The 18,422-nt window shown below is 67.3% G+C and carries 17 protein-coding genes; 9 read left to right on the top strand and 8 right to left on the bottom strand.

The features are described 5' to 3' along the window. Positions 1 to 67: 67 nt before the first annotated feature. On the bottom strand, positions 68 to 1,435 hold the full coding sequence (gene pmbA / locus KHO18_RS14045; protein ID WP_144199657.1) for a metalloprotease PmbA: 1,368 nt from the start codon (positions 1,433 to 1,435) through the stop codon (positions 68 to 70). Positions 1,436 to 1,504: 69 nt separating this feature from the next. Here pmbA and yjgA point away from each other — a divergent pair, with 69 nt between their 5' ends. Together yjgA and mog are read left to right on the top strand one after the other, a co-directional pair. Beyond that, positions 1,505 to 2,122: a ribosome biogenesis factor YjgA gene (gene yjgA, locus KHO18_RS14040; RefSeq protein WP_280527759.1), complete on the top strand. Its 618-nt coding sequence runs from the start codon at positions 1,505 to 1,507 to the stop codon at positions 2,120 to 2,122. After that, positions 2,119 to 2,766, top strand: a complete 648-nt coding sequence (mog, locus tag KHO18_RS14035; RefSeq protein WP_144199661.1) for a molybdopterin adenylyltransferase — start codon at positions 2,119 to 2,121, stop codon at positions 2,764 to 2,766. The genes yjgA and mog overlap by 4 nt, the downstream gene beginning before the upstream one ends. A 20-nt stretch (positions 2,767 to 2,786) precedes the next feature. On the opposite strand, the gene KHO18_RS14030 is transcribed toward mog, so the two are convergent. Both KHO18_RS14030 and orn read right to left on the bottom strand, forming a co-directional pair. After that, on the bottom strand, positions 2,787 to 3,668 hold the full coding sequence (locus KHO18_RS14030) for an AEC family transporter (RefSeq protein WP_144199663.1): 882 nt from the start codon (positions 3,666 to 3,668) through the stop codon (positions 2,787 to 2,789). A 78-nt stretch (positions 3,669 to 3,746) separates the two neighbouring features. After that, complete coding sequence (gene orn / locus KHO18_RS14025) at positions 3,747 to 4,391, bottom strand: oligoribonuclease (protein WP_144199665.1); 645 nt, start codon at positions 4,389 to 4,391, stop codon at positions 3,747 to 3,749. A gap of 167 nt (positions 4,392 to 4,558) precedes the next feature. On the opposite strand from orn, the gene KHO18_RS14020 reads away from it, so the two are divergent. From KHO18_RS14020 to KHO18_RS14010, 3 genes are read left to right on the top strand one after another with little or no spacing between them, the layout of a single operon-like run. Continuing rightward, positions 4,559 to 5,809, top strand: coding sequence for a M48 family metallopeptidase (locus KHO18_RS14020; RefSeq protein ID WP_144199667.1), 1,251 nt, complete (start codon positions 4,559 to 4,561; stop codon positions 5,807 to 5,809). Next, a complete protein-coding gene (gene rsgA / locus KHO18_RS14015; RefSeq protein ID WP_144199669.1) occupies positions 5,806 to 6,771 on the top strand; it encodes a ribosome small subunit-dependent GTPase A in 966 nt (321 codons plus the stop codon). Before KHO18_RS14020 ends, rsgA begins: the two co-directional genes overlap by 4 nt. Positions 6,772 to 6,794: 23 nt before the next feature. Beyond that, positions 6,795 to 7,100: a putative signal transducing protein gene (locus tag KHO18_RS14010; RefSeq protein ID WP_144199671.1), complete on the top strand. Its 306-nt coding sequence runs from the start codon at positions 6,795 to 6,797 to the stop codon at positions 7,098 to 7,100. Between the two features lie 60 nt (positions 7,101 to 7,160). On the opposite strand, the gene KHO18_RS14005 is transcribed toward KHO18_RS14010, so the two are convergent. Next, complete coding sequence (locus KHO18_RS14005) at positions 7,161 to 8,141, bottom strand: CobD/CbiB family protein (protein WP_144199673.1); 981 nt, start codon at positions 8,139 to 8,141, stop codon at positions 7,161 to 7,163. A 192-nt stretch (positions 8,142 to 8,333) separates the two neighbouring features. Next, positions 8,334 to 9,032 carry a pirin family protein gene (locus tag KHO18_RS14000; RefSeq protein WP_211943404.1) on the bottom strand — a complete coding sequence of 233 codons (699 nt, stop codon included), beginning with the start codon at positions 9,030 to 9,032 and terminating at the stop codon, positions 8,334 to 8,336. 155 nt (positions 9,033 to 9,187) lie between these two features. On the opposite strand from KHO18_RS14000, the gene KHO18_RS13995 reads away from it, so the two are divergent. Together KHO18_RS13995 and gluQRS are read left to right on the top strand one after the other, a co-directional pair. Then, complete coding sequence (locus tag KHO18_RS13995; protein WP_144199677.1) at positions 9,188 to 10,114, top strand: LysR family transcriptional regulator; 927 nt, start codon at positions 9,188 to 9,190, stop codon at positions 10,112 to 10,114. A gap of 11 nt (positions 10,115 to 10,125) precedes the next feature. Next, positions 10,126 to 10,995 carry a tRNA glutamyl-Q(34) synthetase GluQRS gene (gene gluQRS, locus KHO18_RS13990; RefSeq protein WP_211943403.1) on the top strand — a complete coding sequence of 290 codons (870 nt, stop codon included), beginning with the start codon at positions 10,126 to 10,128 and terminating at the stop codon, positions 10,993 to 10,995. Between the two features lie 70 nt (positions 10,996 to 11,065). Here gluQRS and KHO18_RS13985 read toward each other — a convergent pair whose 3' ends face one another. After that, complete coding sequence (locus KHO18_RS13985) at positions 11,066 to 12,580, bottom strand: DEAD/DEAH box helicase (RefSeq protein ID WP_211943402.1); 1,515 nt, start codon at positions 12,578 to 12,580, stop codon at positions 11,066 to 11,068. A 260-nt stretch (positions 12,581 to 12,840) separates the two neighbouring features. On the opposite strand from KHO18_RS13985, the gene KHO18_RS13980 reads away from it, so the two are divergent. Further along, on the top strand, positions 12,841 to 14,454 hold the full coding sequence (locus KHO18_RS13980) for an alkaline phosphatase D family protein (protein WP_211943401.1): 1,614 nt from the start codon (positions 12,841 to 12,843) through the stop codon (positions 14,452 to 14,454). Between the two features lie 167 nt (positions 14,455 to 14,621). Here KHO18_RS13980 and KHO18_RS13975 read toward each other — a convergent pair whose 3' ends face one another. After that, positions 14,622 to 15,620 (bottom strand): Bug family tripartite tricarboxylate transporter substrate binding protein, encoded by a 999-nt coding sequence (locus KHO18_RS13975; RefSeq protein WP_211943400.1) that lies wholly within the window; start codon positions 15,618 to 15,620, stop codon positions 14,622 to 14,624. A 74-nt stretch (positions 15,621 to 15,694) separates the two neighbouring features. Beyond that, the gene (locus KHO18_RS13970) at positions 15,695 to 17,338 is read right to left on the bottom strand and encodes an acyl CoA:acetate/3-ketoacid CoA transferase (RefSeq protein WP_211943399.1); all 1,644 of its coding nucleotides are present in this window, start codon (positions 17,336 to 17,338) and stop codon (positions 15,695 to 15,697) included. A 162-nt stretch (positions 17,339 to 17,500) separates the two neighbouring features. Between KHO18_RS13970 and KHO18_RS13965 the strand changes: the two genes are divergently transcribed. Further along, entirely contained in the window at positions 17,501 to 18,310 is an 810-nt protein-coding gene (locus KHO18_RS13965; RefSeq protein WP_144199690.1) for an IclR family transcriptional regulator domain-containing protein, read from the top strand. Positions 18,311 to 18,422: the final 112 nt, after the last annotated feature.

Below are 18,422 nucleotides of genomic sequence, written 5' to 3'. Positions count from 1 at the left end.
GGCGGCATAAAAAAACGGCAGGGTTCAAACCCTGCCGTTTTTCATTGGGCGATGGCGCCCCAGCCTGTCAGTTCCCGGCGATCGTCATCTGTTCGATCAGGATCGAGCCGGTTTCCTTGGTGCCGCGCACCAGCGCATCCGAACCGATGGCCACGATCTGCTTGAACATCTCGACCATGCTGCCGGCAATCGTGATTTCTTCCACCGGATACTGGATTACGCCGTTTTCCACCCAGTAGCCCGACGCGCCGCGCGAGTAATCGCCCGTCACGTAGTTCACGCCCTGCCCCATCAGCTCCGTCACCAGCAGGCCGGTACCCATCTTCTTGAGCATGCCGGCGAAGTCGTCGCCCGGCTGGGTCTGGGTGCTGGTCAGCGTCAGGTTGTGCGAGCCGCCGGCGTTGCCGGTGGTCTTCATGCCCAGCTTGCGCGCCGAGTAGGTGGAGAGGAAATAGCCTTCCACCACGCCATCGCGCACCACGTCGCGCTCGCGCGTGCGCACGCCTTCCTCGTCGAACGGGGCGCTGCCCATCGCGCCCGGCACGTGCGGCCTTTCATGGATCTGGATGTCCGGGCCGAACACGGCCTTGCCGAGCGTGTCGTACAAAAACGTCGATTTACGATACAGCGCGCCACCGGACACGGCCTGGACGAACGCGCCGAGCAGGCCGGCGGCCAGCGGCGCCTCGAACAGCACCGGGCACTTGCGCGTGGTCAGCTTGCGGGCGTTCAGGCGGGCCAGCGCGCGCTCGGCGGCGTAGCGGCCGATGTCCTCGGGCGCGGCCAGCGTCAGCGGGGAGCGCTTGGACGAATACCAGTCGTCGCGCTGCATGCCCCCACCCGAGCCGGCGATGGGCGCGCACGAGATGAAATGGCGGGAATACGGGTAGCCGCCCGAGAAACCGCGCGAGGTGGCCAGCACGAATTGCGAATGCTGCGCGGAAACGCTCGCGCCGTCGCTGTTGCGGATTTTCGGCGAGACCGCGAACGCGGCCGCTTCGGCGCGACGGGCGATGTCGATGGCGCCCTCGGCGTCCACCGTCCACGGATGGAACAGGTCCAGGTCCTGCGGGTTCTTCTCGAGCAGGTCTTCCTCGGCCAGCCCGGCGCAATCGTCCTCGGCGGTGAAGCGGGCGATGTTGTAGGCGGCCTCGGCCGTGGCGCGCAGCGCCGCCGGCGAGAAATCGGACGTGCTGGCGTTGCCGCGCCGCTGGCCGATCATCACCGTCACGCCAACCACCTTGTCGCGGTTCTGCTCGATCGTCTCCACCTGGCCCTTGCGCACCGTCACCGACAGGCCGCTGCCCTCCGAGATCTCGGTGGCGGCGTCGGTCGCCCCAAGCTCGCGTGCCACGCGCAGCACATCGGCCGCCATGGCCTTGAGCTGGTCCTGGGAATAGGTGAAATGCGAGGTTTTGTCGGCAATCTGGTCCATGCGGTGGTCCATGTGGGCAAGCGTGATCAAAAGTCCAAACGGGAATCATAGCAAGATAAAATGCCGGCTATGACGCGAAATACCCGTAGCCCCTCCAATTCCCGTTTCCCCGGCGGCTTTGCCCCCGAGCCGGACGACGACCTGCCCAAGAGCAAGTCGCAGCGCAAGCGCGACATGACCGCGCTGCAAGACCTGGGCGTCGAGCTCGAAGCCCTGGCCAAGGACCGCCTGGCGCGCGTGCCGATGCCCGAGTCGCTGGCCGATGCCATCCACGCCGCGCGCAAGATCAACAGCCACGAAGGCAAGCGCCGCCAGATGCAGTTCGTCGGCAAGGTCATGCGCGGGCTGGACGACGACGAAGTCGACGCCATCCGCGCCGCGCTGGAAGGCTTCAAGGGCACCAGCAAGGCCGAGACGGCCCGGCTGCACCTGATCGAACGCTGGCGCGAGCTGCTGCTGGCCGACGACGCGATGCTGACCAAGTTCCTTGGCGAGCACCCCAGCGTGGACGTGCAGGCCGTGCGCAACATCATCCGCAATGCCCGCAAGGAACGCGAAATGGGCAAGCCGCCCAAGTACTTCCGCGAGCTGTTCCAGGCCGTGAAGACCGCGCTGGAAGACAAGGATGCCGCCACGGGCGCCGCAGCCGACGCCACCACCCCGCCCGCACAGGAGCCCGAGGCATGACCCCTCCCCTGACCACCCCCCTCGGTTCCCCCGTATTGCGCAAGCATCCGGACGAACTGATCGTCGGTTTCGTGTCGATTTCTGACCGGGCGTCGTCCGGCACCTACCAGGACGAGGGCATCCCGGCCCTGCGCGACTGGTTCGGCCGCACCCTCACGTCACCGTGGCAAGGCGTGGAACGGCTGATTCCGGACGAGCAGGCGCTGATCTCGCGCACGCTGGTCGATCTGGTGGACGTGGCCGGCTGCGACCTCGTGCTGACCACGGGCGGCACCGGTCCGGCCCGGCGTGATGTGACGCCGGAGGCAACTCTGGCGGTCGGTACCAAGGAAATGCCGGGATTTGGGGAGCAGATGCGGCAGGTCAGCCTGCATTTTGTGCCGACGGCGATCCTGTCGCGCCAGGTGGCGGTGATCCGCGAGACGCCGAGCCGTGCCGCGCTGATCATCAACCTGCCGGGCCAGCCGCGCGCCATCCGGGAGACGCTGGAGGGTCTGCGCGATGCCGACGGCAAGTCCGTGGTCCAGGGCGTGTTCGCGGCGGTGCCGTACTGCATCGACCTGATCGGCGGCCCCTACGTGGAGACCGACGAAGCCGTGGTCAAGGCGTGGCGCCCGAAGCACGCCATCCGCGCGAAGTCCTGACTAGATATATAGAGGGAGGGCTACTTCAGGCCGAGGTAGAGCCCGATGGGCACGAACACCACGGCCGCGATGTTGCCCAGCAGCACGATGGAGGCCACCTGATCCGGCTCCTGCCGGAAATGGTCGGCCACCAGGAAATTGAGCACCGCTGGCGGCAGGGCCGCGAAGACAAACAGCAGCCCGCGCTGGAGGTCCGTCAGCGGCACCCACAGCGCCAGCGGCAGCGCCACCGCAATGCCCGCCAGCGGGCATACCGCCGCGCCGAGCAAGCCCATCCCCCAGTTCCGCAGGCTGACGTCCTTCATCCGCACGCCGAGCGCGAACAGCATCAGCGGCACGGTGGCATCGCCCAGCAGCTTGATCGACTCGAAGACCGGCTCCGGCAGCGTGAACCACGGCCGCGCCAGCGACAGCGCCACCCCGGCCACGGTCGCCAGCACCATCGGGTTACGGGCGATCTGCGTCAGCGAGGCATGCCGGTTGACGATCTTGAGCCCCAGCGTGAAGTGCATCAGGTTCGACGCCGCGAACAGCGCCACCGCCGGCGCCAGCCCGGCCGGGCCAAACGCAAAGACCGACAGCGGCAAACCCATGTTGCCGCTATTGTTGAACATCATCGGCGGCACGAAGGTACGCGGATCGGCCTTGATCAGCCGGGCCACGATCCACGCCAGGATGCCGGAGCCGATCACCACCGCCACCGCGCAACCGAGCAGCGACAACTGGTCCGCCAGCACGAAATCCTTGCTGACGAAGGCCGAGACCACCAGCAGCGGCGCGATCACGTCGAGCGTGGCGCGGTTGATGCCGGTCATGTCGGGGTGGGCGCGCCGGCCGTAGAGCCATCCGACCAGGATGATCAGGATGACCGGCGTGATGATCGAAACGATACGGGTGAACATGGCGGAGGGGGCGGCGTGGCCGGGGGCCCCTCCCGCCAGGCGGAAGGACGGACCGGCCCGCTGGGTTCTTGTTTTGCCTTAGGCGGCAGGGGCGGCAGGGGCGGCAGGGGCCGCCGGAGCAGCGGGCGTCGCCGGGGTGTCCGTGGGGGCCGGCGTGGACGCCTTGATAAAGTGCGTGCGGTAGTAGCGCAGCTCCTCCACCGACTCGAGGATATCGGCCAGCGCCGTGTGCAGCTGGCGCTTGGCAAAACCCTTGTGGATGGCCGGCTCCCAGCGCTTGCAGAGTTCCTTCAGCGTGGAGACATCGAGGTTCCGGTAGTGGAAGAACGATTCCAGCTTCGGCATGTAGCGGGCCATGAAGCGACGGTCCTGGCAGATCGAATTGCCGCACATCGGCGACTTGCCAGCCGGCACCCAGCGCTTCAGGAAGGCCAGCAACTCGGCTTCGGCCTGGGCCTCGGTGAGCGTGGACGCCTTGACCTTGTCGATCAGGCCCGAGCGGCCGTGCGTGCCCTTGTTCCAGTTGTCCATGCCGTCGAGCACGGCGTCGGCCTGATGGATCACCAGCACCGGGCCTTCGGCCAGGATATTGAGTTCGGAGTCGGTCACCACCACGGCAACCTCGATAATCCGGTCGGAATCCGGCTGCAGGCCGGTCATTTCCATATCCAACCAGATGAGGTTGTTTTCACTTTTGACGGAGGTGGCGGCTGGGCTTGTCATCTGGGTACGGCTCGATATTGGGGACAGGAAGAAAACCGGCCGGACAGGCGCCCGGCGCGAACAATTTATAATTCTCGCATATCCGCCACAATTGCCCGGTTGCGCACCCTCGCCGCCGGTCGGCAGTCTCACCGAGCGACTTTCGCGAAACTACTATGGCCTTGCCGATGTTCACGTTGATTTTCCTGGCCGCGCTGGTCGTCATGGTGCTGACCAAGCTCTGGCTGGCCGCGCGCCAGGTGCGCCATGTGGGCCGCCATCGCGGCGCCGTGCCGGCCCGCTTCGCCGACACCATCACGCTCTCCGCCCACCAGAAGGCCGCTGACTACACCATCGCCCGCACGCGCCTGTCGATGCTTGAGGTGCTGGCCGGCGCCGCCGTGCTGATCGGCTTCACCATGCTGGGCGGGCTGCATGCGCTGAATCACTTCTGGCTCGGCGTGTTCGACGGCGGCGGCTACCTGTACGGCGTGGCGCTGATTGCCAGCGTGGCGCTGATCGGCGGCCTGGTGGACCTGCCGTTTTCGCTATATGGCCAGTTCGGCATCGAGCAGCGCTTCGGCTTCAACAAGATGACCTTCGGCCTGTGGCTGCTCGACCTCGCCAAGATGACGCTGGTTGCCTGCGTGCTGGGCCTGCCGCTGCTGCTGGCCGTGCTGTGGCTGATGGAGCGCGCCGGCACCTACTGGTGGGTCTGGACCTGGCTGCTGTGGATGGCCTTCAGCCTGCTGCTCCAGGTGATCGTGCCCACCTTCATCGCCCCGCTCTTCAACAAGTTCGAACCGCTGGCCGACGAGGGCCTGCGCCAGCGCATCGAGGCGCTGCTGCGCAAGTGCGGCTTCGCCAGCAAGGGCCTGTTCGTGATGGATGGCAGCAAGCGCAGCGCGCACGGCAACGCCTACTTCACCGGCTTCGGTGCGGCCAAGCGCATCGTCTTCTTCGACACGCTGCTCTCCCGCCTGGACGGCGAGGAAGTGGAAGCCGTGCTGGCGCACGAGCTGGGGCACTTCAAGCGCCGCCACGTGGCCAAGATGATCGCGGTCACCTTTGCGCTCTCGCTGGTGTTCCTGGCGCTGCTGGGCTGGCTGTCCACACGGGCGTGGTTCTACACGGGGCTGGGCGTGCTGCCGAACTTCGGCACCAGCAACCACGCCCTGGCGCTGGTGCTGTTCTTCCTGACGCTGCCAGTGTTCACCTTCGTGCTGGGGCCGCTGGCCAGCCAGTCGTCGCGCAAGCACGAGTTCGAGGCTGACGAGTTCGCCGCCCATCAGACCGATGCCGGCCACCTGGTCTCCGCGCTGGTCAAGCTGTACAAGGACAACGCATCCACGCTGACGCCCGACCCCATCTATAGCGCGTTCTACTATTCGCACCCGCCCGCGGCGCAGCGGATCGACCGCCTGCTGGCGCACGCATGAACCGTCACGCGCGCCATCACAACGCCGGCAAGGGCACCGGCGAAGCCTCCCAGACCGCACTGATCATCGCCGCCCATGGCCGCCACTATGTGGTGGAGCTGGGCGACGGATCGCGGCTCCATGCCTTCCCGCGCGGCAAGAAGAGCGATTGCGCCGTGGGCGACCACGTGGCCGTGGACATGGCGGCGGCGGACCAGTGCGTGATCACCGCCGTCTCGCCGCGCAAGAACCTGCTGCATCGCTCGGACCAGTTCAAATCCAAGCTGCTGGCCGCCAATATCGACCAGGTGGTCATCGTGCTGGCCACGGAGCCGAGCTTTTCCGAGGATCTGCTTGGCCGCGCGCTGGTGTCGGCGGAGGCGCTGGAGATTCGTCCCCTCGTCATCCTGAACAAGACCGACCTGACCGCGCGGCTCGACGATGCGCGGCGTCGCCTGAAGCTCTATCAGGACCTGGGCTACGACACGCTGGAGCTATCCGTCCACGGTCGCCCGGAAGAGGCGTTGGCCGCACTCCAGCCGCGCACAGCCGGGGTGTCGAGCATCCTGATCGGCCAGTCTGGCATGGGCAAATCGTCGCTGCTGAACCTGCTGATCCCGGGCGTGGAGGCGCAGACGCGCGAAATCTCGGCCAAGCTCGATTCCGGCAAGCACACCACCACGTTCACCCGGCTCTATCACCTGCCGGCGGACTGGGGCACGGTCGAGGGCCGCCCCGGCTACCTGATCGACTCCCCGGGCTTCCAGGAATTCGGCCTCCACCACCTCAGCGAAGGCATGCTGGAGCGCGCGTTCCGCGAGTTCCGGCCCAAGCTGACCGAATGCCGGTTCTATAACTGCCATCACATCAACGAGCCCGGCTGCGGCGTGCTGTCGGCCATCGACGGCGGTGAGATCTCCGAGCGCCGCCATCAGCTCTACACGCAGCTGCTGCACGAGTCCCGGCAGCAGAAGCCGTGGTAACCGTGGAATAGTGGAATAGCCTGATGAAGCTGCTATTGCGGTCCACATCGCTGGTTCATGCCGCGCACTGCGAGAACGTGCTGCGGGCGGCGGGCATTCGCGCCGAGGTCCGCAACACATGGCTGGGCGGTGCGGCCGGGGACATCCCGTTCCAGGAGAGCGCGCCGCAGGTGTGGATTCTCGACGATGCGGCCGAAGCCGACGCCTGGGCGGTGCTCAACGCCGCCGCCAACCCGCCGCCGGGGCCACGCTGGCAATGCGCGGGCTGCGCGGAATGGCACGAGGCGCAGTTCGCATCGTGCTGGCGCTGCGGGGCCCATCGGGATTGAGCAAGGGGAATAAAAAAACGCCACGGTCGTGGCGTTTTTTGTTGGGGGAAGCCGGCGGGGTCAGCCCACCCAGAGCGCCAGCGACACCATCGCCAGCAGCAGCATCCACAGGATGACCGCGCGCCAGACCAGTCCCACCGCCGACTGCAGCGTGCGCACGCCGGGGTCGGCGCCGTACTCGGGCGGCACCGGCTCGGCGGTGTCTTCCATGCCCGGCGCGTAGTCCACGCCAGCCAGGCTCGTGCGCAGCATCACGCTGGAGTCGTCCTCGGCCAGCGGCGCGCCAAGCCGCACGCCAAGCGCCCCGCCGCCGCTGGCGAGCAGGATGCCGTTGATCGCATCATTCCATTTGCGCGCGTGGTTGCGCCACGCGTACACGGCATCCTCGAAATTGCCGACGATGGCAAACCCGATCGCCGTCAGGCGCGAAGGCACCCAGTCCAGCACATAGAACGCCTGCGAGGCAAAGCGCCCCAGTGCCGGGCTGCGCTCGTTCGACGGCAGGTTCCACTGCCGGCTCAGGAACTCGGCGGTGCGGTACAGCACGACGCCGCCCGGGCCAATCGGCACCAGGAACCAGAAGAACACCCCAAATACATGACGATGGACAGCGATGATGGCCGCCTCCAGCGTGTGACGCACGATCTCGCTGACCGGCATGTCGACGGTATCCAGCCCGGTCCACTCGTGCAGCAGCGTGCGCGCGGTGTGCGGGTCGTCGCGGTTCAGCGCCTCGTGGATATCGGTGAAGAAATGGCTGAACTGGCGGAAGCCCAGGGTCAGATACAGCAGCAGGACGTTCCAGGCCAGCGTCAGCGCCACGCTGATCGACGCCAGCAGGTAGTGAACCAGCACGGCGGCTACCGTGAGCGGCAGCACCACGGTCAGCCAGGCCAGCGCGGCGTCGCGTGGGCGGCCCGTGTCGAAGGCGTGTTCGGCCCGCTCGCCCAATACGCGCACGATGTCGTAAATGGGGTTATTCCGGCCCAAGGCTCGGAACTGTTCGGCGATCAGCGCCAGAAGAATGGAAACAAAGGTCATCGCGTGACGGTGGCGACGGACATTGGCGCGACGGCGAAGTGCCGGTCCGGTCGCATTGCGGTATAGCCAGACGATAGCATAGCGTCACGCCGCACCGTCAATGGGAAAGACCTGTAAGCAGGTGTTAAAGGCCAGATGGAAAACGCCCGCCGGGGGCACCGGCGGGCGGATGGCTACGGACTAATGTCGCGTTCAGGGCAGGTCGAAGACCAGCACTTCGGCCCCACTGCCTTGGGCCAGCGTGATGGCCTCGACCGCTTCGAGCTTCGCGGCATCGCCGGCCCCGAGCACCTGCCCGTTGACCGAGATCGCACCACGCGCCACATGTACATAGGCACGGCGACCCGGGGCGATGGCCAGCGTGGCGGCCTCGTCCCCATCGAACAACCCGGCGTAGAGCCGCGCGTCCTGATGGATCACCACCGAGCCTTCAGCACCATCCGGGCTGACGACGAGGCGCAGCTTGCCGCGCTTTTCCTCGGCCGGGAAATTGCGTTCCTCGTAGCCCGGCTCGATGCCGTTCTGGGCGGGGATGATCCAGATCTGCAGGAAGTGCGTGGTGTCGTGCGCGGCATGGTTGTATTCCGAGTGCCGCACGCCGGTACCGGCGCTCATCCGCTGCACATCGCCCGGACGGATCACGCTGCCATTGCCGATGCTGTCCTTGTGCGCAAGTTCACCATCAAGCACATAGCTGATGATTTCCATGTCCCGGTGGCCGTGCGTGCCAAAGCCCATGCCCGGCGCCACGCGATCCTCATTGATCACACGCAGCGGCCCGAACTGAACATGGCGCGGGTCGTAGTAATCTGCGAAGGAGAAGCTGTGATAAGACTTGAGCCAGCCATGGTCCGCATAACCGCGTTCGTCTGACTTACGGATTTCAATCATTTTGATGGCCCTCCTTGTGGCCTCCGAGATTCCCAAAATCGCCTGTCACTATCGGACTGGCTTGGGTCAGCGGCGTTTCGATGCTAGGCAGTTTAGGGGAGTCGGCGTATATTGGCGGGCACCCGGTTAGAAGAATTCATTCAGATTTTCTGAACATGCCCCTCTCCCTCGAATCCCTCGAAGTCCTGGACGCCATCGAGCGCAAGGGCAGCTTTGCCGCTGCCGCCCACGAAATGGGCAAGGTGCCCTCCGCACTGACCTATGTGGTCCGCAAGCTGGAGGAGGATCTGGACGTCCTGCTGTTCGACCGCCGCCGTCACCGCGCCGAGCTGACCCCGGCCGGCCGCGCCCTGCTGGACGAAGGCCGCCACCTGCTCCATGCCGCCGATGACCTCGCGCGGCGCGTCAAGCGCCTCGCCACGGGCTGGGAAGCCAACCTCAGCATCGCCCTGGACGACCTCGTCAACTTTCGCGCGCTGCTGCCGGTGATCCAGGATTTCTATGCCGAGAACACCGCCACGCGGCTGCGCTTTTCGAAGGAAGTGCTAGGCGGCGCCTGGGATGCGCTGGTCAGCAATCGGGTCGATCTGGTCATTGGCGGGGCCTATGAGGCGCCCAGCACGCAGGGTTTCCAGGTGCGGCCGCTCGGGTCGGTGCCGTTCGTGTTCGCGGTGGCCTCGCACCATCCGCTGGCCACCGAGGAAGGGCCGCTGACGACGATGCAGATCGCCAAGCACCGCATCGTGGCGGTAGGCGATACCTCGCGCAACCTGCCGGCGCGTACGCACGGCGTGCTGGCAGGGCAGGACGTCCTGGTGGTGCCAACCATGCGCGACAAGCTGGAGGCGCAGATCCGTGGCCTGGGCTGCGGCTGGCTGCCGGCCCCGATGGCTGCGCCCCATATCGAGAGCGGCGTGCTGCTGGCCCGCGAGACCGTGGAAGTGCGCGCGCCGGGCAATTTCAAGGTGGCATGGCGCACCAGCTCGCGCGGCAAGGCGCTGCAATGGTGGACCAGCAAGCTTGAAGACCCCCGCCTTGCGCAGGCACTGATGCAGCAGCCGCTAGCCAGCCAGCCGGCCTGAGGGAATTGCCGATGCCCCGCTATCGCGGGCGCTTTGCGCCCTCGCCCACCGGCCCGTTGCACCTGGGCTCGCTGGTCACGGCGCTGGCCAGCTGGCTCGACGCCCGCGCCCATGGCGGTGACTGGCTGGTCCGCATCGAGGACATCGACTATCCGCGCTGTGTGAAAGGCGCCGATTTCGACATCCTGCAGACCCTGGAACGGCTCGGGCTGCGCCCCGACGAGGCGCCGGAGTGGCAGAGCCGCCGCGAGTCCCGCTACGCCGATGCGCTGCGCCGCCTCGACGCCAGCGGCCAGCTCTACCCCTGCGGCTGCTCACGCAAGGAAATTGCCGACTCGCTGGTCCACGTGCGCGAACGCCACCAGACGCTCGGCTACCCCGGCACTTGCCGCAACGGCCTGCACGGCAAGCTGCCGCGCGCGTGGCGGGTGCGCGTGCCGGACGGCCCGGCCGCGACGATCTGCTTCGACGACCGCTGGCAGGGCCGCCAGTGCCAGGACCTGGAAACGGAACTCGGCGACTTCGTCCTGCGCCGCGCGGACGGCCTGTGGGCCTATCAGCTCGCCGTGGTGGTGGATGACGCCGCGCAGGGCATCACCCATATCGTGCGCGGGTCCGATCTGCTCGACTCCACGCCGCGCCAGATCCACCTGCAACACCTGCTGGGCCTGCCCACGCCGTCCTACCTGCACGTGCCCGTGGTGGTGAACGCCGATGGCGAGAAGCTGAGCAAGCAGAGCGGCGCGCAGGCCATCGACACGGCCGCCCCGCTGGATACGCTGCGCATGGCCGGGGCGCACCTCGGCATCGCCAATGGCGAGACCAGCGTGCCGGCCTGGCTGGCGGCGGCAACCGCGCAGTGGGCGGCGATGCAGCGCTGACCAGGCTTTCCGCCAGACCAAACAAAAATGGCACCCGAAGGTGCCATTTTTTTGTTGCCCGAGCCGTCTGTTACGACTTGCGCGGCGCGCCGCCCAGCAGCGCTGCCACGGGGCGCTTCGGCGCCGGGCGGCCACGGCTCAGCGCGGCGGCCAACTGCTCGTCGGCCGGCTGCGCGTTGGCGTGATGGTTCGACGGCTCGTAGGGGCGCGAGAAGAACGGATCGTCCGACGGACGGAACGCCTGACGGCCACCGCTTTCGGTGCGACGACGACGACCCGGCGCGGCTTCCGCCTCCGCCGCCGCTTCGCCACCGTTGTCACGGGCGCGGCGCACATCGCCACGCTGGCGGCGACGGTCCGATTCCTCGCTGCGCGCGCGCTCGCCGGTCGGGTCGAAGCCATTCAACTCCCCGCGCGGAATGCTGCGCTTGATCAGCTTCTCGATATCGGCCAGCAGGCGGTCATCGCCGCCCGGCACGTAGATCGACAGCGCATCGCCGCTGGCGCCAGCACGGCCCGTACGGCCGATGCGGTGCACATAGTCTTCCGCGCTGTACGGCAGGTCGAAGTTGATCACGCACGGCATGGCCGGGATGTCCAGGCCACGGGCAGCCACGTCGGTGGCCACCAGGGCGTCGATCGTGCCGGTCTTGAAGCCTTCCAGCGTCTGCATGCGCTCGGTCTGGGTCTTGTCGCCGTGAATGGCGGCGGCGTTGATGCCCTCGCGCTCCAGGTGACGCGCCAGGCGCGAGCAGCCGATCTTGCTGTTGACGAACACGATGCACTGGCGCGAGTCGGTTTCCGTCGCGCGCTGCTTGAGCAGGTGCACCACGGCGGCCTGCTTGTGGCCGTCTTCCACGCGGTAGGCCATCTGGCGCACGTTCTCGTTGGTCGAGTTGCTGCGTGCCACTTCGATCGTCACCGGCTGCTTCAGGTAGCTCGAGGCCAGCCGCTTGATTTCCGGCGAGAACGTGGCCGAGAACAGTAGCGTCTGGCGCTGTGCCGGCAGCAGGTTGATGATGCGCTGCAGGTCCGGCAGGAAGCCCATGTCGAGCATGCGGTCGGCTTCGTCCAGCACCAGCATCTGCACCTGTGACAGGTTCACCGACTTCTGCTGCACGTGGTCCAGCAGGCGGCCCGGCGTGGCGACGAGGATTTCCACGCCACGGCGCAGCGCATCGGTCTGCGGGTTCATGTCCACGCCGCCGAACACCACCGTGCTGCGCAGGTCGGTATGCTTGGCGTAGCGCGCCACGTTGTCGTAGACCTGGTCGGCCAGTTCGCGCGTCGGCGTCAGCATCAGCGCACGCACCGGGTGGCGCGCGGGCGAGGCACTCGCGTTCGACATCGGCAGCAGGCGCTGGATGATCGGCAGCGCGAAGCCTGCCGTCTTGCCGGTACCGGTCTGCGCGGCGCCCATCACGTCCTTGCCGAGGAGGACCACCGGAATGGCCTGCGCCTGGATCGGCGTCGGCGTGGTGTAGCCCTGTTCGGTCAAGGCGCGCAGGATGCGCGAATCCAGCCCGAAGCTTTCGAACGTTTGCTCTGCGGCTGGGGTCTGGTCTGGGGTGGTCGTCATCGTCATGGTTTCGGTGTCTGGCGGGCGAGGCCCGCGCCAACTGACACGCGTCTCGAGAAAGGCACGCCGGGCTGCGCCAACGCGGGGCGTTGGGTCACGATCGGCAATTGCCCAGAAAATCAAAGACTTGGATTCTACCATCAGTGCCCGGTGCTTCGTGAGTATCGCCAGATGTCATGTCAACGCCGTGTCACATGGCGCGGCGACGATACTGGCCCGACGATGTGCCGGCAGCGGCCCACCGGACCCCGATTCCAGACCCATTCATGCCGAATACGCCACAACTTGTGCCTTCTCCGACCGATCTGGCCCGCCGGCGCTTCCTGCGCACGTCAAGCCGCTTTCTGGGTCTCGGCGTCGGTCTGAGTACCTTTAGCGGCACATTGATCGCAGCGCCGGCCGTGGTGTCCTCGGCCCGGCCCGGTGCGCCGGCTGGCCTCCAGCTGGGCGATCCTTCGGATGACGGCCTCGTGGTCTGGGCCCGCGCCGACCGCCCGGCGCGGATGGCCATCGAATACGGCACCGATCCGTCGTTCCGCAACGCCGCCCGCCTCTCCGGCCCGCTGGCCAGCGCCGAGACCGATCTCACCGCCCGCACGCTGCTGACCGGCCTGACGCCGGGCCAGCCGTACTTCGTGCGGGTGGCGTTCGAGAATCCGGGCGAGCGGCGCGGCCTGGGCCCGTGGCTGGACGGCAGCTTCCGCACGCCCTCGCTGGCCGCCGACCGCCCGGTGCGCTTCGTCTGGTCCGGCGATACGGTCGGCCAGGGCTGGGGCATCAACCCGGAACTGGGTGGCATGCGCATCTACGACGCCATGCGCCAGCGCAACCCGGACTTCTTCATCCACAGCGGCGACACGATCTACGCCGACAGCCCCATCCGGGCCGAGCAGAAGGCGGAGGACGGCCGGATCTGGAAGAACGTCGTCACCGAGGAAGTCAGCAAGGTGGCCGAGACCCTGAAGGAATTCCGAGGCCGCCATCGCTACAACATGCTCGATGAGAACGTGCGCGCCTTCGCCCGGCAGGTGCCGCAGATCTGGCAGTGGGATGACCACGAGGTGACCAACAACTGGTCCGCGTCGAAGGATCTGTCCGGCGATGCGCGCTACACCGAGAAGGACGTCAGCGTGCTGGTGGCACGCGGTCGGCGCGCCTTCCTCGAAAACGCACCGATGCGCTGGCACCGCCAGGGGCTGGACGAGCGCGTGCATCGCCGCATCGCCCAGGGCCCGCTGCTCGATGTGTTCGTGCTCGACATGCGCAGCTTCCGCGGCCCGAACGGCTACAACCGCGAAACCGTGGAAGGCGCGGACACGCCCTTCCTCGGCAACACGCAGTTGGAGTGGCTGATGGCGGAGCTGGTGGCGTCGGGCGCCACATGGAAGGTGATTGCGGCGGACATGCCGATCGGCCTCCGCGTGCCCGATGGCAAGGATGCACAGGGCCGCGCGCGCTGGGAAGCCATTGCCAATGGCGACGGCCCGGCGCTGGGCCGCGAACTGGAAACCGCGCGGCTGCTGACGCGGATGCGCCAGGCCGGGCTGAAGAACGTGGTGTGGATCACCGCCGACGTGCACTACTGCGCCGCGCACCATTACGCGCCCGAGCGGGCGGTCTACCAGGATTTCGATCCGTTCTGGGAGTTCGTGGCGGGGCCGCTCAACGCGGGCAGCTTCGGCCCCAATCCGCTCGACAACACCTTCGGGCCGCGCGTGGTGTTCCAGAAGGCGCCGCCCGCGCAGAACCTGTCGCCGCTGGCCGGTTTCCAGTTTTTCGGCGAGATCAACATCGATCCGGCCTCGCGCGCGCTGACCGTGGACCTGCGCGACCTGAACGGCGTGTCGCAGTACGCGCAGACCTTGCAGGCGCAGGGCTGAGCGGCTGGTGGCTCCCCGATCCCGGAGGGAGAGGGGTTGGAGGATAGGGCCGGAATATCAACGAAGTACGACATGTTGATCGGCAAAGGTCCGCCCTATCCCCCGCCCCGCTCCGCTCCGGTATAGGCGAGGAACCGCCAAACGGCTGTCTGAATCGTCAGCCAGCCTCAGTCGCTCTTGATGTTGTTGTCCTTGATGACCTTGCCCCACTTCGCATAGTCGTTGCGCATGCGCGTGGCGAGCTGATCGGGCGGCATATAGGACGCCACCGTGCCGGCGCCCAGCATCTTCTGCTGGACGGTCGGATCGGCCAGCGCAGCCTTCAGTTCGGCAGACAACTTGGCGACGATCTCCTTCGGCGTGCCGGCCGGCACCAGCAGCCCGCCCCACGACGACGCATCGAAGCCCGGGAAGCCCTGCTCCGCTACGGTCTTCACATCGGGCGTGAAGCTCACGCGCTTGGCCGACCCCACCGCGATCGGCCGCAGCTTGCCGGCCTTGATGTGCGGCAGCGCGGCGATCATGTCCGCGAACATCATCGGCACCTGGCCGGCCAGCAGATCGGAAATCGCCGGGGCGCTGCCCTTGTACGGCACGTGCTGGACGTCGAAATGGCCGAGGTTCTTCAGCAGTTCCGTCGACAGATGGCCGAAGCTGCCGTTGCCGGCGCTGGTGTAGTTGGTTTCGCCCGGCTTGGCCTTGACCTTGGCGATGTACTGCTGGAGGTCCGTCACATCGGGCATCGACTGCGGATTGACCACCATCACGATCGGCAGCTCATAGGCCGCACCCACGGGCGCCAGGTCCTTGACCAGGTCGTAGCTCTTGCGCGGGATCAAATGCGGGGCCAGCAGCGTCGGCGTGGCCAGCATCAGCAGCGTGTAACCATCGGGCGCGGACTTGGCCACGGCTTCAGCGCCGATGGTGCCCGAGGCGCCGGGGCGGTTGTCGATCACCACGGTCTGCTTCAGGTTCTCGCCCATTTTCTGGCCGATGATGCGGGCAGCGGTGTCGGTCGGGCCGCCGGCCGGGAACGGCACGACGAGCCGGATCGGCTTGTCCGGGTAGCCCTGCTGGGCCAGCGCGGGCGCGGCGGCCAGCGGCAGCGTGGCCGCGACGGATAGCGTGAGCGCGGAAATCGTAAAACGACGACGTTGGTAATGCACGGTGTTTCCTCCAATGGGCCGGTCATGGCCGGCCTGCTTCTTCGACTGACTAACTAATAGATACCGCGCGAGATTCAGAGCGTCATCACGCCGGGGCGGAACAGGCGCGGGTCCATCTGGCGCAGGTCGTCGGCCACGGCCACGGGGGTGGCGCACTGGTCGAGCACGTCGCGCTGCAGGTCCATGCCCGGGGCGATCTCCACCAGCGTCAGGCGTGCTTCGCCATGCGCATCGGCGCGCATCTCGAAGACCGCGCGCTCGGTCACGTACAGCACCGGCACGCCGAGCGACGCCACGTACGGGCCGTTGAAGCTCAGATGCGAGACCTCGGGCACGATCTTCTTGACGCGGCCTTCGCGCACGATGCGTAGTTGATCGTCCTCGGCGCGAATTTCCAGCCCGCCCGCCGTCAGCGTGCCCATGAAGACCAGCGCGCGGGCGCTCTGGGTGATGTTGATGAAGCCGCCCACGCCCGCGATCAGCGCGCCCTCGCCTTCGCCAAACTTGCTCACGTTGACGTTGCCGTGGCCGTCGAGTTCGGCCAGACCGAGGATGGCCAGGTCGATGCCGCCGCCCTCGTAGAAATCGAACTGGGCCGGCTGATCCACCACGGCCTCGGGGTAGGCGGAGGCGCCGAAGCTCAGGCCATCCGCCGGCGTGCCACCGATGGGGCCCGCCTCCACGGTCAGCGTGAAGCCGCCGAGCCCGGCCTGGTGCGCCAGCGCGCCCACGGCGGCGGGCATGCCCACGCCGAGGTTGACTACGCGCGGCTGGCGGCGCGCGATCTCCATGGCGGCGCGGCGCTGGACGATGGTGCGGGCGTCGAGCGGCGCGGCGGTGGCTGGCAGCGCCTCGGCCTCACGGGCCGCTTCGGCTGCGGCAGCAGCTTCCCCGCGCCACGGCGTGACGTAAGCCGCGTTATAGGTCTCGGCGAACGTCATCTGATGGTGCGCCGGCTCCTCGCTGACCACCACGTAATCGACAAGGATGCCCGGCACGTGAATCGCCTGGAGGTTCTCGTGATAGTCGACGATGGACTCCACCTGCGCGATCACGATGCCGCCCGAGTTGTGCGCGGCCTGCGCCATCGCCAGCAACTCGTGGTGGAACGCCTCGCGGTGCGTGCTCAGGTTGCCGCGCGTGTCCGAGGCGGTGCAGCGGATCAGCGCGCAGTCAATCGGAAAACTCGGATAGAAGAGGTATTCGTCGCCCCGGAAATCCACGGCCTCGACCCAGTTGGCGCGGCCTGCCGCGATGGCGTCGCGCGCGCGCTGGTTGATGGCGCCGCCGTGGTAGCGGGCGTCCTGCGCCGTGCGGGGATCGACAAACGTATGGAGGCCGATCTTCGTCATGACACCCGGCTTGCCGCCGGCGATGGCGCGGTACAGGTGGGTCAGCACGCCCTGTGGCAGGTTGAAGCCCTCGCAGTCCTCGTTCATGGCGAGCGTGGCCAGCCGCGTGGCCGAGCGCCAGTGGCCGCCGACGATGGCCCGGGTCATGCCGGCATTGCCGAAGTGATTCACCCCACGCGCGCCGCGGTCGCCCTGGCCGGCCGAATAGACCAGCGTCAGGTCGCGTGGCAGGCCGTGCTGCAGGAAACGCGACTCCAGTGCCTCGGTCACGCCCTCGGCGTGGCCGGCGCCCACGAAGCCCGCGCTGGCCACGGTCCAGCCGCTCTGGACAAGCTCGGCCGCCTGCCGGGTGGTGATCACCTTCATTGCTGTCTCCTGGGTCTTCTTGTGTCGTGGTTTCTACCGAGCCACGATTCCCGAACAAATGTTCGCAAAACGCCTATCATACGGATCGGACGCCCGGACGCAAGTCTGCGCCGCATCCCGACAAACCCCTACTTTCCCTTTATCCCCCTTTTCCACCCTCGCATGACGCGCTCCGACGCCACCGCCGCCAACGACGTCCCCCACGACGCCCCGAAGAAGGACGAGCTGCTCGACTCGCTCACCAAGGGGCTGGCGCTGCTGCGCCTGTATGCGAGCGGCGTGGAGCGGCTGACTATGCAGGAAGTGGCCGAGCACCTCGACGTCACCCGCGCCGCTGCGCGCCGGCTGCTGCTGACGCTCGAGCACAACGGCTACCTGGCGCAGGACGGCCGTTACTTTGCGCTGACGCCCAAGGTGATGGACCTCGGCTATGCCTACTTTGCTTCGATGAACCTGCCACAGCTGGCCCGCCCCTATCTCCAGGCGCTCTGCGCCGAGGTGGGCGAAAGCTGCTCGATCGGCATGTTCGACCGCGACTCGGTGGTGCTGGTGGCGCGCGAAGAGCCGAGCCAGATGCTGCGCGTGGACATGGCCATCGGCCGCCGCATGCCCGCGTATGCCCACTCGCTGGGCCGCGTGCTGCTGGCGGGGCTGGACGACGCCGCGCTGGTGACCTATCTGGATGCCGCCGAACTGCGCAAGCTGACGCCGTTCACGATCGACTCGCGGGCGGCGCTGGCGCGCAAGCTCGAACAAGTTCGAGCCGATGGCTTCTGCACACTGGTCAGCGAACTCGTCGATGGCTTCGCCGGGATTTCCGTGCCGCTGCGCGACCAGACCGGCAAGACCGTGGCCGGCCTGGGGCTCAGCATGGTGCTGGGCAGCCGCAACCAGGCCTATCTGGAATCGCACTACCTGCCCCCACTGCGCGCGGCGGCGGAGAAGATCGAAGCGATCCTGCGCGCGCGGTAGGAAGACTCCGAAAGCAGGCCCCAGAATGAAAGAGCCCCGCAGGCCGGGGAGGTCGCGGGGCTGAAGTGGTAGCGGGGCAAGGATCCTGTTGCCCCGGGACTATCTTGCGCGA

It is taken from the genome of Cupriavidus campinensis, assembly GCF_905397395.1.
Lineage (GTDB): Bacteria > Pseudomonadota > Gammaproteobacteria > Burkholderiales > Burkholderiaceae > Cupriavidus > Cupriavidus campinensis.
The sequence above is the reverse complement of the archived record's forward strand: the minus strand, read 5'-3'. Positions and strand labels throughout refer to the sequence as shown.

Coding starts and splice junctions, on each gene's coding strand:
- pmbA (WP_144199657.1), bottom strand. CDS start 1,435: ATGGACCAGATTGCCGACAAAACCTCGCATTTCACCTATTCCCAGGAC.
- yjgA (WP_280527759.1), top strand. CDS start 1,505: ATGACGCGAAATACCCGTAGCCCCTCCAATTCCCGTTTCCCCGGCGGC.
- mog (WP_144199661.1), top strand. CDS start 2,119: ATGACCCCTCCCCTGACCACCCCCCTCGGTTCCCCCGTATTGCGCAAG.
- KHO18_RS14030 (WP_144199663.1), bottom strand. CDS start 3,668: ATGTTCACCCGTATCGTTTCGATCATCACGCCGGTCATCCTGATCATC.
- orn (WP_144199665.1), bottom strand. CDS start 4,391: ATGACAAGCCCAGCCGCCACCTCCGTCAAAAGTGAAAACAACCTCATC.
- KHO18_RS14020 (WP_144199667.1), top strand. CDS start 4,559: ATGTTCACGTTGATTTTCCTGGCCGCGCTGGTCGTCATGGTGCTGACC.
- rsgA (WP_144199669.1), top strand. CDS start 5,806: ATGAACCGTCACGCGCGCCATCACAACGCCGGCAAGGGCACCGGCGAA.
- KHO18_RS14010 (WP_144199671.1), top strand. CDS start 6,795: ATGAAGCTGCTATTGCGGTCCACATCGCTGGTTCATGCCGCGCACTGC.
- KHO18_RS14005 (WP_144199673.1), bottom strand. CDS start 8,141: ATGACCTTTGTTTCCATTCTTCTGGCGCTGATCGCCGAACAGTTCCGA.
- KHO18_RS14000 (WP_211943404.1), bottom strand. CDS start 9,032: ATGATTGAAATCCGTAAGTCAGACGAACGCGGTTATGCGGACCATGGC.
- KHO18_RS13995 (WP_144199677.1), top strand. CDS start 9,188: ATGCCCCTCTCCCTCGAATCCCTCGAAGTCCTGGACGCCATCGAGCGC.
- gluQRS (WP_211943403.1), top strand. CDS start 10,126: ATGCCCCGCTATCGCGGGCGCTTTGCGCCCTCGCCCACCGGCCCGTTG.
- KHO18_RS13985 (WP_211943402.1), bottom strand. CDS start 12,580: ATGACGATGACGACCACCCCAGACCAGACCCCAGCCGCAGAGCAAACG.
- KHO18_RS13980 (WP_211943401.1), top strand. CDS start 12,841: ATGCCGAATACGCCACAACTTGTGCCTTCTCCGACCGATCTGGCCCGC.
- KHO18_RS13970 (WP_211943399.1), bottom strand. CDS start 17,338: ATGAAGGTGATCACCACCCGGCAGGCGGCCGAGCTTGTCCAGAGCGGC.
- KHO18_RS13965 (WP_144199690.1), top strand. CDS start 17,501: ATGACGCGCTCCGACGCCACCGCCGCCAACGACGTCCCCCACGACGCC.